General features: G+C 60.5%; 14 protein-coding genes. 9 read left to right on the top strand and 5 right to left on the bottom strand.

The window, feature by feature from the left end; all coding sequences use genetic code 11:
- Nucleotides 1-33: 33 nt before the first annotated feature.
- The 5 genes from AC1D10_RS31710 to AC1D10_RS31730 form a co-directional block, all read right to left on the bottom strand.
- On the bottom strand, nucleotides 34-1,125 hold the full coding sequence (locus AC1D10_RS31710; protein ID WP_477278733.1) for an ABC transporter ATP-binding protein: 1,092 nt from the start codon (nucleotides 1,123-1,125) through the stop codon (nucleotides 34-36).
- Nucleotides 1,126-1,129: 4 nt separating this feature from the next.
- Nucleotides 1,130-1,957: an ABC transporter permease gene (locus tag AC1D10_RS31715; protein WP_477278734.1), complete on the bottom strand. Its 828-nt coding sequence runs from the start codon at nucleotides 1,955-1,957 to the stop codon at nucleotides 1,130-1,132.
- Nucleotides 1,958-1,959: 2 nt separating this feature from the next.
- Nucleotides 1,960-2,898 carry an ABC transporter permease gene (locus tag AC1D10_RS31720; RefSeq protein WP_477278735.1) on the bottom strand — a complete coding sequence of 313 codons (939 nt, stop codon included), beginning with the start codon at nucleotides 2,896-2,898 and terminating at the stop codon, nucleotides 1,960-1,962.
- Nucleotides 2,856-3,941 carry an ABC transporter substrate-binding protein gene (locus AC1D10_RS31725; protein ID WP_477278736.1) on the bottom strand — a complete coding sequence of 362 codons (1,086 nt, stop codon included), beginning with the start codon at nucleotides 3,939-3,941 and terminating at the stop codon, nucleotides 2,856-2,858. Before AC1D10_RS31725 ends, AC1D10_RS31720 begins: the two co-directional genes overlap by 43 nt.
- Nucleotides 3,942-4,013: 72 nt before the next feature.
- Nucleotides 4,014-4,721 carry an aspartate/glutamate racemase family protein gene (locus AC1D10_RS31730; protein ID WP_477278737.1) on the bottom strand — a complete coding sequence of 236 codons (708 nt, stop codon included), beginning with the start codon at nucleotides 4,719-4,721 and terminating at the stop codon, nucleotides 4,014-4,016.
- A 396-nt stretch (nucleotides 4,722-5,117) separates the two neighbouring features.
- Between AC1D10_RS31730 and AC1D10_RS31735 the strand changes: the two genes are divergently transcribed.
- The 9 genes from AC1D10_RS31735 (at nucleotide 5,118) to AC1D10_RS31775 (ending at nucleotide 14,630) form a co-directional block, all read left to right on the top strand.
- The gene (locus AC1D10_RS31735) at nucleotides 5,118-6,080 is read left to right on the top strand and encodes an NUDIX hydrolase (protein ID WP_477278738.1); all 963 of its coding nucleotides are present in this window, start codon (nucleotides 5,118-5,120) and stop codon (nucleotides 6,078-6,080) included.
- A gap of 64 nt (nucleotides 6,081-6,144) precedes the next feature.
- A complete protein-coding gene (gene nadA / locus AC1D10_RS31740; RefSeq protein WP_477278739.1) occupies nucleotides 6,145-7,119 on the top strand; it encodes a quinolinate synthase NadA in 975 nt (324 codons plus the stop codon).
- Nucleotides 7,116-8,657, top strand: coding sequence for an L-aspartate oxidase (locus AC1D10_RS31745; protein ID WP_477278806.1), 1,542 nt, complete (start codon nucleotides 7,116-7,118; stop codon nucleotides 8,655-8,657). Before nadA ends, AC1D10_RS31745 begins: the two co-directional genes overlap by 4 nt.
- On the top strand, nucleotides 8,657-9,511 hold the full coding sequence (nadC, locus tag AC1D10_RS31750) for a carboxylating nicotinate-nucleotide diphosphorylase (RefSeq protein ID WP_477278807.1): 855 nt from the start codon (nucleotides 8,657-8,659) through the stop codon (nucleotides 9,509-9,511). Before AC1D10_RS31745 ends, nadC begins: the two co-directional genes overlap by 1 nt.
- A 98-nt stretch (nucleotides 9,512-9,609) precedes the next feature.
- Nucleotides 9,610-10,608: a biotin synthase BioB gene (gene bioB / locus AC1D10_RS31755; RefSeq protein WP_477278740.1), complete on the top strand. Its 999-nt coding sequence runs from the start codon at nucleotides 9,610-9,612 to the stop codon at nucleotides 10,606-10,608.
- Nucleotides 10,605-11,744 (top strand): 8-amino-7-oxononanoate synthase, encoded by a 1,140-nt coding sequence (locus AC1D10_RS31760; RefSeq protein WP_477278741.1) that lies wholly within the window; start codon nucleotides 10,605-10,607, stop codon nucleotides 11,742-11,744. Before bioB ends, AC1D10_RS31760 begins: the two co-directional genes overlap by 4 nt.
- 11 nt (nucleotides 11,745-11,755) lie before the next feature.
- A complete protein-coding gene (gene bioD, locus AC1D10_RS31765) occupies nucleotides 11,756-12,391 on the top strand; it encodes a dethiobiotin synthase (RefSeq protein WP_477278742.1) in 636 nt (211 codons plus the stop codon).
- Nucleotides 12,391-13,650 carry an adenosylmethionine--8-amino-7-oxononanoate transaminase gene (locus tag AC1D10_RS31770; protein ID WP_477278743.1) on the top strand — a complete coding sequence of 420 codons (1,260 nt, stop codon included), beginning with the start codon at nucleotides 12,391-12,393 and terminating at the stop codon, nucleotides 13,648-13,650. The genes bioD and AC1D10_RS31770 overlap by 1 nt, the downstream gene beginning before the upstream one ends.
- Nucleotides 13,647-14,630 carry a beta-ketoacyl-ACP synthase III gene (locus tag AC1D10_RS31775; protein ID WP_477278744.1) on the top strand — a complete coding sequence of 328 codons (984 nt, stop codon included), beginning with the start codon at nucleotides 13,647-13,649 and terminating at the stop codon, nucleotides 14,628-14,630. The genes AC1D10_RS31770 and AC1D10_RS31775 overlap by 4 nt, the downstream gene beginning before the upstream one ends.
- The last annotated feature ends 16 nt before the right edge of the window (nucleotides 14,631-14,646 follow it).

Below are 14,646 nucleotides of genomic sequence, written 5' to 3' on the forward strand. Positions count from 1 at the left end.
CTCGGATCGATAGCTTGATAATTCAATCAGTGTTCAGGTTGGGAACACGAGAACATCGGAGGCTGCGAAGCAAAGCCGCACGGGTTGTCCCGGCACGACCGTCGGAATCCTCCCGACATTCTTTCGGACTACCTGCAACCGAGTCTCACCCGGTAGGTCGACGACCACATGCACATCGGCCCCCAGAGGCGCCACGTCGACTACGACACCCTCTAAGAGATTCTGGTCTGGTTCATCACTCATAACACCCTGTGTGACCTCCATGAGTTCAATATGTTCTGGTCTGATGCATAGATCGGCACTTCCACGCCGGTCTGTCGGCGCCGATCTCGTGCGAATCTCAATTCCATTGCTGGTGATATAGGAGCTAAGGTCTCCACTTGATCGACTACGTTTAGTTGCGCAGAACCAGTTGGATCTACCAACGAATTCAGCTACAAACTTATCTGCGGGCGCCTTGTAGATTTCTATCGGAGAACCGCGCTGAATCACTTTTCCCGCATGCATGACAACGACTTCGTCGCCAAGGCTCAGAGCTTCCTCCTGATCGTGCGTAACGACAATGGTGGTCGCGCCTACTGATCTGAGAATTTCCTTTAGCTCGATACGCAACTCCAGGCGAAGCTTGGCATCAAGTGCGGACAGTGGCTCGTCTAGCAGGACGATTTGGGGGTCAGTTGCCAGCGCCCGGGCAAGCGCTACGCGCTGCTGTTGTCCACCGCTTAGCTGGCTAGGATATCTGGCCTCCATACCGAGCATGCGCACAAGTGACAGCATCTGCTGGACCCGAGAAGGTATCATCGGTTTCGGTGTTCCGCGGTACCGCAGTCCATACGCGACATTCTGCTCCACCGTCATGTGTGGGAAGAGCGCGTAATCCTGGAACAGAAGCCCAACATTGCGTTCGTAGGGCTTCAGATGGTCAACGTTTTCGCCAGCGATTGCCACTGTGCCGCTGTTCGGCGTTGTAAACCCAGCTATCATGCGTAGCGTGGTGGATTTCCCACAACCACTCGGCCCCAAAAGAGAAAGAATCTTTCCTTCTTCTATTTCCAAGCAGACGCCTTCAACAGCGACAAATTCGCCGTATTTCTTGGTGACGTTTTTCAATTCAAGAACATTCATTGATTCAAGCCTTATAGATGCCATGGCCGATAACCCGCTCGAGACCGAATATGCGATCGAGCACGATCAAAATGACGACAGTTAGCCCCATCAGAAAAACGGCGGCCGCGGCGAGAGTAAGATCGAAGTTCGACCTCATAAGACCTACGAGAGCGACGGGAAGCGTATACGTATTGAAGTCGCTCAAAAAGAGGCTGATTGTTAAATCGTCCATGGAGAATGCGAAGGCAAAGATCGCACCAGCGGCGATACTATTCTTAGCGAGAGGCAAGGTTATCGTAAAGAAAGCTTGGCGTTCATGGGCGCCAAGGCTCAAAGCCGCTTCACGCAACGTGGCACTTATGCCAGTCAGCCCAATCAGTGTCATTCTGATCGTAAAGGGAATTGTGATGATAAGGTGCCCAGCGAGCATTTTAAGAAATGTCGGCAGCACGTTCAATGCCGAAAATGCCATCAGCAACGCAAACCCAATGATAACTCCTGGCAGCACTAAAGGCGACAGGAAGGCCGTCGTAATAGGATCCCGCCATTGCGCAGACATTCGACTGATTGCCAGCGCGGCCAAGGCTCCAATCGTGGTCGCGGCGGCGGTCGCCGCAGCCGCCAGCAATAGGCTCGTGCGGAGTCCGGACCAGAGATAGCCATTGAGAACGAACTTGGTGTACCATTTAGCCGACAGACTCGGGGGAGGAAATTGACCAAGATAGTCACGCGAGTCAAATGACATGATCACGGTCATCACGACTGGGAGCAGCAAAAACACTGCCGTCACCGCGATTACTGCCTTTAGGAGTACCCCAAGACCGGCGTCTGCGTCTCGCCTGCTGATCATTATCAGGTCCTATCAAGCAACGTTGCAATTCGAGAGATAATAAAAATCATTAGAAGCGATAAGATCATCATGATAATCGATATTGCAGCCCCGCTGGGATAGTTCGATACTTCACTGAAGCGACTGTAAATAATGTTTGAAATAAACTGCACCCTTCCTCGCCCCAGGATCCAAGGGATGGCGAAAGCGCTTACGCCAAACGTCATTGAAACCAAAAATGCAGACACGATTCCTTTAATGCACAACGGGATCGTTACTGAAAGATGCGACTCTATTGCAGATGCGCCAAGAGACTGCGCCGCCTCAGTCAAGCGAGGATTGAGATTCAGTATCGCGCCTATCATGATCAGGACCGATATCGGTATTGCGTAGTGGAGCAATCCGACGATGATGATGATGTTAATATATGCACTGCCGTTCATGTTAACGCCAAAAAAGGACATGAACGGGGCCAGTATCCCGACAGAACCAAATGTCAATTCGATCGCATAGATCCGAACCAATGCGCTCAAGAACATTAGCCCGATGAGAGCTGAGATCCAAATCTTCCGCACACTGACAGATGCATTCTTCGCGATGTAATAGGCGACTGGAAAGGCTATGATGATAGCGATCACGGACGCGAAAAAAGCCAACAGATAGGTTTGGCCAAAGTACCTCGCATAGACCGGGCCGAAGAATTCGGTGTAATTCTTAATGGTAAGCGGAGCTCCTGCCACGGCCCCGACACGGCCTGGCGTGAATGAGCGAAAGCTCTCCTCGATGACTATCAATAGCGGCAGCACGAGGAAGAGGGAAAATACTGCTGCCGCCGGAAGCAGCAGCAGTATTTGAGATTTAGAACGTCTCATCGATCCCTCCAGCCAACGCACCTGCGCCAAAGATTGCGGGGCTTTTACTAAAGCAGAGGCTGGATTTCCTGCTCCCAGCGCTTCATCCAAGGATCCGACTGTTCGGAGACATACGACCAGTCCGGAACGTAGGCGTATTTATTCATTTCCTCGTTGTTGAATACGAACGGTTTGGCCTCGTCAGGGATCGCCGCCTTGACGCTGGCAGGCAGACCTCCCACAAGCCGATTGTATTCGGCGGTGATATCCGGGCTGATGAGAAAGTTCACCAACTTGAACGCGGATTCAGTATTCCCACCCTTCAGCACACACCAGCCTTCCTGCAGGTAGAACGTCCGGAACCCTGTGGTTGTTGGATCCATCCTGTTCAGCAATCGCATTTTGAAGTTACGATTCAACGCCGTATAGGTTGAGTTTGCATTGAAGGTTATACTGGTTTCTCCCGAGCTAAGGGAGTTTGTGACGTCAACATCTGCGTTTGCGACTCGACCAATGTTCCCGCTGCTGGCCAATTTCTTCATGAAATCCCAGGCCGGCTCCATATTTCTCTCGTCGCCTCCCTTGGAAAGCGCCAAAGAGACCATCTGGACATTCTGATTTAGTGTGGGAATCGGAAAGCAGATCTTGCCCTTCAGGCGCGGGTCCAAAAGGTCGTCAAGCTTGGCAATTTCGAAGGGAGTGGTATCTTCCCGGTAGAACCATGAAAGGCCGGTAACCGTACGGGGAATGTTTACGATGTTTCCAGCGCCATCCTTGACCAGCAACTTTTCTGGAACATCGGCGAGATTTGGAACCTTTTCCAAGGTGACCGGCTCCGCCCAGCCCTCACGGGCGACTGTTTGCCACGATACATCCCATCCCGTGAGAAGATCTATGCCAGGGTGTGGCCACATGGCCTTGATCTTCGGCAGAATGGCGGCGGAACCGCCTGTATGCAGGATCCAATTGACATTAATGTCCGACTGTTTGGCGACAACTGTCTTCATTGCTTCGAAGTAGTCTCCGCCCCATTCAACCACGGTGATCGTCTCGGCAGCACGCGCCCCGGCTACCCGCGCGAGCGAGAGACCAACACCAGCAGCCCCAACCGAAGCTGCACTCTTTAGAAGATTTCGGCGTGATATTGTGAACATAATCGTTCTCCCAATGAGAGTTTCACGGCAGGCTATGCGCTAGGACCGCGTATTTTGACGCGCTCGCCTCCCTCAGGCGACGGACGCCAAGGTCATTCGGCAGAGGGTCGTAATGTCGTAGACAGGCAGGCCCGTCATTCGCCGAACCGCCGGCGCCGTCAACGGCATTGCCGTGCACTCGAATAGAAAGGCCTTGATATCTGGATGTGAACCCCGGATACGCTCGGCGCACGCCAAGACATCTTTTTCTATATCCGCCATATCTGTCGGCGGCGGTGGTCGCATATTCTCATTTCGCACGAGTGCGCTATCTTCAATCCCTCCGATGACCACCCTGGCCCGTGCAAACGGATCGGTGATCCCGAGCATATCTTCGCTCAAGTGCTTCGGCTGGGCGACCAGAACGGCGAGCTTAGCGTCGGCCGGCAATTGGCCGAGTAGTGCCGGCAGAAGCAGCAGGCTCGAAGACACCACGGGGACATTCACGGCCGCCGCCACGGCAGCTTGGTGTCGGATAAAGTAGCCGCAGTTGGCACTAATTGCCACCGCGCCGCGGTCGACTAGGCGCTTCGCTGCTGCAACGCAGGCTGACTCCAGCTCGGGCGCGCCAGGGACAACGAGGTCAACCCATGCACCCACAACGGTTTCCGAAATGACGGGAAAATCGTAGGTGGCCGAACTCATCAAGCAACCGCGTGGTGGCGCCGCCGGCATGGCGTCCGCCGCTGCCCCGCGTTCAAGATTGAGAATTCCTAGAGATCGCTGGGGTTGCGGTGCCATTCAGGACTCCGTTGGCGTTAGTATGGTGTATCTTCGAAAACATTATCGCGACGTGACGCCTAGCTCCGTGTAAAGCCAGCCGGTCCTTTAGGTTGCTGCTATCGCTCCAACTAAGTGATAGTAGTGGACAGCAGGCGGCCGCAGGCGTCCAATTCAGTTTGTAGATTGGTGTCTTCTGGCGACGAGATGACGGCATTTTCGACCCCGATGCAATCATCTCGAAGCGATCGTCATTACGACGAGCGTATGAGTCGCCCGGCGGCTCGAAAGCATAGTCGCCAGCGCTAAAACCGCCTCCCGGCGTGATGTTGACGCGCCGACAGTTATCGTAGAAAACCAAACTAAATCGGTTCAGCTGCTTCCGCGACGTAACTCAGCCCAGCCAGATCAGGGATCATGTACCATCAGGAAAAGCCGACCAGGCAACGCAGATCTGGAGGCAAGGGCAACAACGTCAAGGCCGACCTGATCGCCGTCGTCGTCGCGATGAACAACAGCGTCCCCTGCGTTCTCACTATCCCGCGGGCAAACGCCTTGCCGTCAGGTCCGTTCGAACTCGCTCACCGTTCGTTGCAGTCCGGCCTCAGGGGATGGGTCGAACAACAGACCGGCCACCCGCTCGGCTATATCGAACAGCTCTACACCTTCGCCGATCGCGACCGGATTGGCGCTGAGGAGCGCATAATCTCGATCAGCTATCTGGCGCTTACGCAGATCGAAGATGCGGGCGCCGCCGCCAGGCGATCCTGGGCAAGCTGGTACGACTATTTTCCATGGGAGGATCACCGCTCCGGCGCACCGGCGGCAGTGCTGGAAGATTTGCGACCGCGCCTGAGGGAATGGGCGGATAGCGCTGACGAGAAAGCCATGCGTCTAGATCGCCGGCGGCGCACGGCTGTTGCCTTCGGGTTCGAGAACCGGTCATGGAACGAAGAGTTCGCGCTGCAGCGTTATGAGCTTCTCTACGAGGCGGGGCTTGTGAAGGAAGCGATACGCGGTAGACCTTCAGCCGCACCTACTCCGATAACGGGCAAATCGATGATCGCCGATCACCGCCGCATCCTGGCAACGGCTATTGCGCGGCTGCGCTCCAAGATCAAATACCGGCCCGTCGTGTTCGAGCTGATGCCGCCACTCTTTACGCTTTTGCAGCTGCAGCGAACCGTGGAAGCTCTCTCTGGGAGGCTCATCAACAAGCCGAACTTTCGCCGACTCATAGAGCAACAAGAGCTGGTTGAGAAAACCGGGGAGACGACCACTGAGACCGGCGGCCGGCCGGCGCAGCTCTACCGCTTCCGCCACGACATTCTCGATGAGCGGCCGGTGGCTGGGACAAAGTTGCCGCTTACGAGGGCTTGACATCCCTTATAGTCACAAAGGATATATAGGCCTTATATTCTTGTAGACTATAACTGGAGGCTCGATGAGCGCCATCCTGCCTTCAGGCGCGTCGCTGTACGACCGCGTTCGCCACTTTGTCCCCCCGATCGAATGGCCGGTCTTTGCCGGGGACATCGAGGCCATTCTCGACCTCAAAAAGCAGCACAATGCCGTCATCCTGGCGCACAACTACCAGACGCCCGAAATCTTCCACTGCGTCGCCGACATCGTCGGCGACAGCCTGGCGCTGGCCCGCAAGGCGATGTCGACCGAAGCGGATGTCATTGTGCTGGCCGGCGTGCACTTCATGGCCGAGACGGCGAAGCTGCTCAACCCGCAGAAGACGGTACTCATCCCCGACTTGCGCGCAGGCTGTTCGCTGGCGGATTCGATCACCGCCGCGGACATCCGGCTGCTGCGGCAACGCTACCCGGGCGTGCCGGTCGTCACCTACGTCAACACGTCGGCCGTCGTGAAAGCCGAGTCCGACATCTGCTGTACCTCCGGCAATGCCAAGGCCGTCGTCGAGTCCCTCGGTGTTCCCCAGGTGATCATGCTGCCCGACGAGTATCTGGCCCAGAACATCGCCGCCCAGACCGAGGTGGAGATCATCGCCTGGAAAGGGCATTGCGAGGTGCATGAGCGTTTTACGCCTGCCGACATCCGCCAGTTGCGCGAGGATCATCCGGGCGTGACGGTGCTGGCGCATCCCGAATGCCCGCCAGACGTGGTGTCTGAAGCCGATTTTTCCGGGTCGACCGCAGCCATGTCCGACTATGTCGGACGACAAAAACCGCCACGTGTCGTGCTGCTGACGGAATGCTCGATGAGCGACAATGTCGCGGTCGAGCATCCCGAGGTCGAGTTCATCCGGCCCTGCAATTTGTGCCCGCACATGAAGCGGATTACGCTCGCCAACATCCGCGCCGCGCTCGAGCAGAAACGTCATGTCGTAACCATCGAGCCGGAGATCGCCGGGCGCGCGCGGCTTGCCGTCGAGCGGATGCTCGCCGTATGAGCGCGGATGTCCGCAGCTTCTTTGGCCGGCCCATCATAATTGGCGGCGGCATTGCCGGGTTGATGACGGCGCTTCATCTTGCACCCGAACCGGTGCTTCTTCTGTCCAGAACGCCGCTTGGAGCCGACGCTTCGAGCACGTGGGCACAGGGCGGCCTGGCTGCCAGTCTTGGCGTTGACGATGATCCGGAAGCGCATCTCGCCGACACGCTCGCCGCTGGCGATGGGCTGTGCGACGCGGAAATCGCCAGTCGCATCCTCCATGCGGCTCCTAGCGCGATTGAGGCCCTTGCGACTCTTGGGGTCCGTTTCGATCGGACGCCGGAAGGCACATTGCGCCTCGGATTGGAGGCCGCGCATGGCCGCCGTCGTATCGTCCATGCCGGCGGCGATGGCAGCGGACGCGAAGTCATGCGTGCCTTGGTCGCGGCTGTGCGTTCCACCCCGTCGATTGTGGCCGTCGAAGGTGTGGAAGCGCGCCGGCTGGCGGTCAAGGAGAATGCGGTCCGTGGTGTCTGGGCAAGCTGTTCGATGGGTTCGGTATTCTTCGGCTCGCGACGGGTGGTTCTCGCCACCGGCGGGATTGGCGGGCTGTTTCTCGACAGCACCAATCCTCTTGGCAGTTGCGGACAGGGCCTGGCGCTCGCGGCCCGTGCGGGAGTTATCCTTGCCGGTCTGGAATTCATCCAGTTCCACCCGACCGCGCTCGACGGGCCGGACCGTCCAATGCAACTCATCAGCGAAGCGGTTCGCGGCGAAGGCGGTGAGATCGTCGATGAAACCGGCCAGCGCTTCCTCGAAGGCTTACAAGGTGCAGAACTCGCGCCGCGCGACGTTGTAGCGCGCGCCGTCTGGAAACATCTCTCGAACGGCCACCGCGTCTTTCTCGATGCGCGAGAAAAACCCGGCACGGCGTTCGAGCGGCAGTTTCCGACGATCGCAGCAGCCTGCCGCGATGTCGGCATCGATCCAGCACATGACCTCATTCCCATTCGGCCTGCACAGCACTATCACATGGGTGGTGTCGCCGTGGATGGCGCCGGTCGCTCGTCTGTTTCAGGCCTTTGGGCTTGCGGCGAAGTGGCCTCGACGGGATTGCACGGCGCCAACCGGCTTGCCAGCAACTCGCTGACCGAGGCCGTGGTGTGCGCGCGTTGGGTCGCCGAAAGCGTCGCTGGTACGCCTGCACGCAGGACAAAACCTTTCCTTGCACGCGATTACCCATCGCCCGATCCCATACAAGTGCGCCCTCTCCTGTCGAACGCACTCGGCATCGTCCGGAATGGAGAATGTTTGAAAGCAACTGCAAGCGCTTTGTTGCCGCTCGCCGAGGCCAACGACGCGGCATCGGATCCGGCGGCTGTCGGTTTGATGATGACGATCGCCGCCTTGTCGCGGGAAGAAAGCCGGGGCGCCCACTACCGCGCCGACTTTCCCCATCGTGAAGCCGTTGCCAGACGTTTCGAACTTACTCTCGCCGATGCTTTGGCGGCAGCGCGGGAACTCGCACACGTCCCGAACCTCGAGGGCGCCAGATGATGAAGCTCGCACCACTTCCCACGGTCATGCTGGAGCCACTTGTCCGGGCAGCTCTTCTAGAAGACCTCGGCAGAGCCGGCGACGTGACCACGGACGCGATCGTACCGAAAGAACACTATGCGAGGACCGTGCTGGCGACGCGCCAATCAGGAGTTGTCGCCGGCCTCGATCTGGCGATGCTTGCTTTCCGCCTGATTGATCCTGGTGTCGAAATCTCGGTGGAGCGTCCGGACGGCAGCGACGTCGCGAAAGGAGAGGTCATTGCGTCAGTGGTTGGTCCGGCCCGGGCCATTCTCACGGCCGAACGGACGGCACTCAATTTTCTGAGCCATCTGAGTGGTGTCGCCACGGCAACGGCATCGATCGTCACCGCGGTTCGCGGGCATTGCGCAAAAATCGTCTGCACGCGCAAGACGACGCCCGGATTGCGGGCGCTGGAAAAATACGCCGTGCGCGCCGGCGGCGGCTGCAATCATCGCTTCGGCCTCGACGACGCCATCCTGATCAAGGACAACCACATAGCCATCGCCGGCGGAATACGCGCCGCGCTCGAGCGGGCACGAGCGAGCGCCGGCCATCTGGTCAAGATCGAAGTCGAGGTCGATACGCTGGCCCAGTTGGAGGAGGTCCTCGGTTTCGCGCCCGATGCGGTCCTTCTCGACAACATGTCCCTCGACGATCTCCGTCGCGCCGTCGCAATCGTTGGCGGTCGGGCGATCACGGAGGCTTCCGGCACCATCACATCCGATACAGCGCGGGCGATTGCCGCGACCGGCGTTGACCTGATTTCCATCGGCCGACTGACACACAGCGCGCCGATCCTGGATATCGGTCTCGACTATCGGAGCTCATGATCGCGCGAACGGAATGGAGCAGGTCGGTAACCGTTTCGATCGCCATCAAGCGCACAAAAAAGCCGCGGCAAAACCAGGACCGAGAAAACAGGATCGATATGAACGCAACCAGTTCGACAAAGACATCGTCACAGGCTCAAGCCCCTGACACCGGGATGTGGACCCTGGAGAAGGCTCGGGCGCTCCACGACGCTCCCTTCAACAATCTCCTCTTCCTCGCGCAAACCGTCCACCGCGAGAATTTCGATCCCAACAAGGTCCAGCTCAGCCGGCTTCTCAGCATCAAGACAGGCGGATGTCCGGAAGATTGCGGCTATTGCAGCCAGTCGGCGCATCACGAAACCGGTCTGAAGGCGTCGAAGCTGATGGAAGTCAGGCGCGTCATCGCCGAGGCGACCAAGGCGCGTGACGCCGGCGCCACCCGCTATTGCATGGGCGCGGCCTGGCGGAACCCCAAGGCGCGCGACATGGACGCCGTGGTGGCGATGGTCGAAGGCGTGAAAGCGCTGGGCATGGAGACCTGCATGACCCTTGGCATGCTCGATCTTGAGCAGACCGCTCGTCTGAAACAGGCTGGTCTCGACTATTACAACCACAACATCGATACGTCGGAACGCTACTACAGCGAGATCATCAGCACGCGCAGCTTTGCCGACCGGCTCGATACTCTCGAGCAGGTTCGCCAAGCCGGCATCAAGGTCTGCAGCGGGGGCATTGTCGGCATGGGCGAAGAACCGGTGAACCGGATCGACATGCTGGTCACGCTGGCCAATCTGCCGGAACATCCGCAAAGCGTTCCGATCAACATGCTTATTCCGATCGCCGGCACCCCGCTTGCCGAAGCCAAGCCCATCGAGCCGATCGAATTCGTGCGCGTGATCGCGCTGGCGCGCATCATGATGCCGAAATCGCATGTGCGGCTTTCCGCCGGCCGCACCGCCATGACCGACGAGATGCAGGCGCTGTGCTTTTTTGCCGGCGCCAATTCGATCTTCGTCGGCGACACGCTGCTGACGGCGGACAATCCCGGCGAGGACAAGGATCTTTTGCTCTTCCGGCGCCTCGGCATCGAGCCGATGGAACTCGAGGCGCAATGAACGGGGCACCGCTTGCCCGCTATGACGCGACCTTGCAGGGACTGGCGCGCAAGGACCGGCTGCGGACGCTTGCGCCGCGCGCAGGTCTCGATTTCTCGTCGAACGACTATCTCGGGCTCGCCGCCTCGAGGAGGCTCGGCGACGCGGTTGCGGCGGCGATCGCGCAGGGCACGCCGGTCGGCGCAACAGGATCGCGGCTGTTGCGCGGCAATGCACCGGAACATGAGCAACTGGAGGCGGACGCGGCGACGTTCTTTGGCGCCGAACGCGCACTGTTCTTCGGCAGCGGCTACATCGCCAACTTCGCGCTCCTGACCGCGCTGCCGCAGAAAGGCGACCTGCTGGTCCTCGACGAGCTCGCCCATGCCAGCATGCATGAGGGCGCGCAGGCCGGGCGCGCCGAGTTCAAGCTGGCCGCGCACAACGACGTTGGTGCTATCGAGGACGTGATCACGCGCTGGCGCGCCGAAGGCGGCATGGGACGCGTCTGGATCGCGGTCGAAAGCCTTTACAGCATGGATGGCGACCGCGCGCCGATGGAGAGTATCGTCGCGCTTGCCGATCGGCACGAGGCATTCCTCGTCGTCGACGAGGCGCATGCCACCGGCGTCTGGGGACCGGACGGCCGCGGGCTGGCCGCCGCTTTCGAGGGCCGCGACAACATCATCGCGCTCCACACATGCGGTAAGGCGCTCGGCGCTTCCGGCGCGCTGGTCACCGGGCCGCAAACACTGTGCGACTATCTCATCAACCGGTGCCGGCCATTCATCTACGCCACCGCGCCATCGCCGCTGATGGCAGTCGCGGCGCGCGAAGCGCTTGCCATACTGTCCGACGAGCCGCTGCGCCGGGTTCAGCTGCAAGAGCGCGTTGCCTTCGCGGGCTGTCAACTGGCCGAGCGCTGTGGCGTGACGCCCAGCGGCTCGCAGATCCAACCTGTTGTCATCGGCGATGTCGGGCGCACCATGGCGGTGGCGGCGGCATTGCAGGCGCGCGGCTTCGACATTCGCGGCATTCGTCCGCCGACCGTGCCCGAGGGCACATCGCGACTGCGCATTTCGCTGACGCTCAACGTCGACGAAGCCGACATTTCCGCCATGGTTGAGGCGCTGGTCGAGGTGTCGGCCCAGACATGACCGGAGCCGACATGACCCAACGCATCGTCATCACCGGAACCGACACCGGCATTGGCAAGACCGTGTTTGCGGCCGGGCTCGCCGGCCTGCTCGACGGTTTCTACTGGAAGCCGGTGCAATCGGGCCTTGAGGGCGAGACCGACAGCGAGGTGGTTGCGCGACTTGCCGGCCTGCCGTCGGGGCGCGTGCTGCCGGAAGCCTACCGCTTGCAGAGCCCGCTTTCACCGCATCGTTCGGCCGAGATCGACGGCGTCGCGATCAAGGCTGCCGATCTTACTTTTCCCGTCCTGCCGACGCCGCTCGTCATCGAGGGCGCGGGCGGGCTGATGGTGCCGCTCAACCGGCGCACAAGGTTCATCGACATCTTTGCTGAGTGGCGGCTGCCGGTCATTCTATGCGCCCGCACCACGCTCGGCACCATCAACCACACGCTGCTGTCGATCGAGGCGCTGCGCGCCCGCTCCATCCCGCTGGCCGGCATCGCCTTTATCGGCGATGAGATGGCCGACACGCAACGGACCATCGTGGAAATGGGCGGTGTGCCGCAGCTCGGTAGGCTGCCCTATCTCGACCCGCTGACGGACAAGACGCTGCGGGACGCAATGATTGCCGGATTTGCCTTCGCCTCGTGCACGGGATATCACTGATGTCGCATGTCTGGCATCCCTTCACCCAGCACGCACTCGAGCCGGCGATCCCGGAAATCGTCCTGACCGAGGGCGCCTATCTCCACAAGGCTGACGGCTCCCGCATCCTGGACGCGATTTCCTCCTGGTGGGTCGTCACCCATGGCCACCGCCATCCCCGCATCATCAGGGCCATCGAGACGACCGCGTCGAGCCTCGACCAGATTATCTTCGCGGGCTTCACCCACGAGCCAGCCGAACGCTTGGCCAGGGCGCTTGTCGGGCTCGCTCCCACCGGTCTCGACTGGGTGTTTTATTCCGACAGCGGCTCGACCTCAGTCGAAGTCGCGCTGAAGATGGCGCTCGGCTATTTCCGCAACATCGGCGCGCCGCGCTCGCGCATCGTCGTCATGGAGCACAGCTATCATGGCGACACGATCGGCACGATGAGCGTCGGTGCCCGCGGCGTGTTCAACGCCGCCTACGAGCCCTTGCTGTTCGAGGTCGATACCGTCCCCTTCCCGGCCGCCGGCCGCGAACAGGACACGCTGGATCGTTTCGAGGCCGTCAGCCGCGACCGGCGCGCCGCCGCGCTGATCGTCGAGCCGCTGGTGCTCGGCGCCGGCGGCATGCTGATGTATCCGGCTTCAGTTCTGACCGAATTGAAGAAGATTGCCGAAGCCTCCGGCACGCTCTTGATCGCCGACGAAGTGATGACCGGCTGGGCGCGCACCGGAACCATGTTCGCCTGCGAGCAGGCGCCCATCTCTCCGGACATCCTGTGCACCTCGAAGGGCTTGACCGGCGGCGCCATCCCGCTGGCGGCCACGCTCGCCACCGATGCCATCTTCCAGGCCCATTATTCCGCGGACCGGAAGAAGACCTTCTTCCACTCGAGTTCCTACACCGCCAATCCGATTGCCTGCGCGGCAGCACTCGCCAATGTCGAGATCTGGCGTGACGAGCCCGTGGCCGAGCGGGTCGCGGCCTTGAGCGCGATGCAGGCCGCCGGGCTTCGGCGCTTTCGCGACAATCCGTTCTTCACCGACAGCCGGACGACCGGCACGATTGTGGCGCTCGATTTGCGCACCGGCTCTGCCGGCTATTTGGCCGAGATCGGACCGAAGCTGCGCGCTTTTTTCCTCGAGCGCGGCCTGCTTGTTCGTCCGCTCGGCAATGTCCTCTACCTTCTCCCGCCCTATTGCATCACCGGCGACGAACTGGACGGACTCTATGACGCGATCGAGGAGGCCGGCGAACGCTTCGGTTCGAGGCCATGAGCAGATCGTCGCGCATTCTCGGGTTTGGCCACCATGCGCCCGGGCGAAAGGTCGAGAACCCGGAAATCGAAAACCGTCTCGGGCTCGAACCCGGCTGGATCGAGCGGCGCACCGGAATTCGCTCGCGCTTCTGGGCAACCAACGAAGATACGCTGTCTGGCCTTGCCGCGCAGGCCGGCGACATGGCGCTGGCGGACGCCGGCATCGACCGTGGCGACATCGGTCTTTTGTTGCTCGCCACCTCGACGCCCGACCACCTGCTGCCGCCCAGTGCGCCGCTGGTCGCACATCGGCTCGGACTCGGCCGAGCCGGAGCGGTCGATCTGACCGGCGCCTGCGCTGGCTTCGTCTATGCGCTGATGTTCGCGGACGGATTCACCCGCCTGCATGGCAAAGCGGCCCTTGTCATTGCCGCCAACATCCTCAGCCGCCGCATCAATCCGGCCGAGCGCGCCAGCGCCGTCCTGTTTGCCGATGCCGCCGGCGCCCTGGTGATCGGACCGTGCGAGGATCCTGATCGGGGCATTCTCGGCGCTTCGGTTGATTCGGACGGCTCGCGCTACGGGCTGATCCAGATTCCCGCCGGAGGAAGCAACACGCCGTTCCATGGTGACCTCGACCTCGGGCAGACCCGGATGACGATCACCGACGGCCGTGAAGTGTTCAGCAAGGCCGTGGAGATGATGACTGCCTGCTCGCAGGACGCACTCGCCGCAGCCCGAATGCGGCTGCAAGACGTCGATCGGTTCGTGCCGCATCAGGCCAACGCCCGCATTTTCGATGCCGTCGGGCGAAACCTCGGCATTGCGGATCAAGCGATCGTCAGGACGATCGTCGACTACGGTAACTCTTCCGCCGCGACGATCCCGCTCTCGCTCTCGCTGGCCCATCAGGCGGAGCCGTTTCGACCAGGCGAAAAGCTCCTCCTGGCAGCGGCAGGTGCGGGCCTCGGCGGCGGTGCGCTCGTCGTCGGAATTTAGCGGGGCGACCTGGCCG

The organism is Mesorhizobium sp. P2_A8, assembly GCF_056404935.1.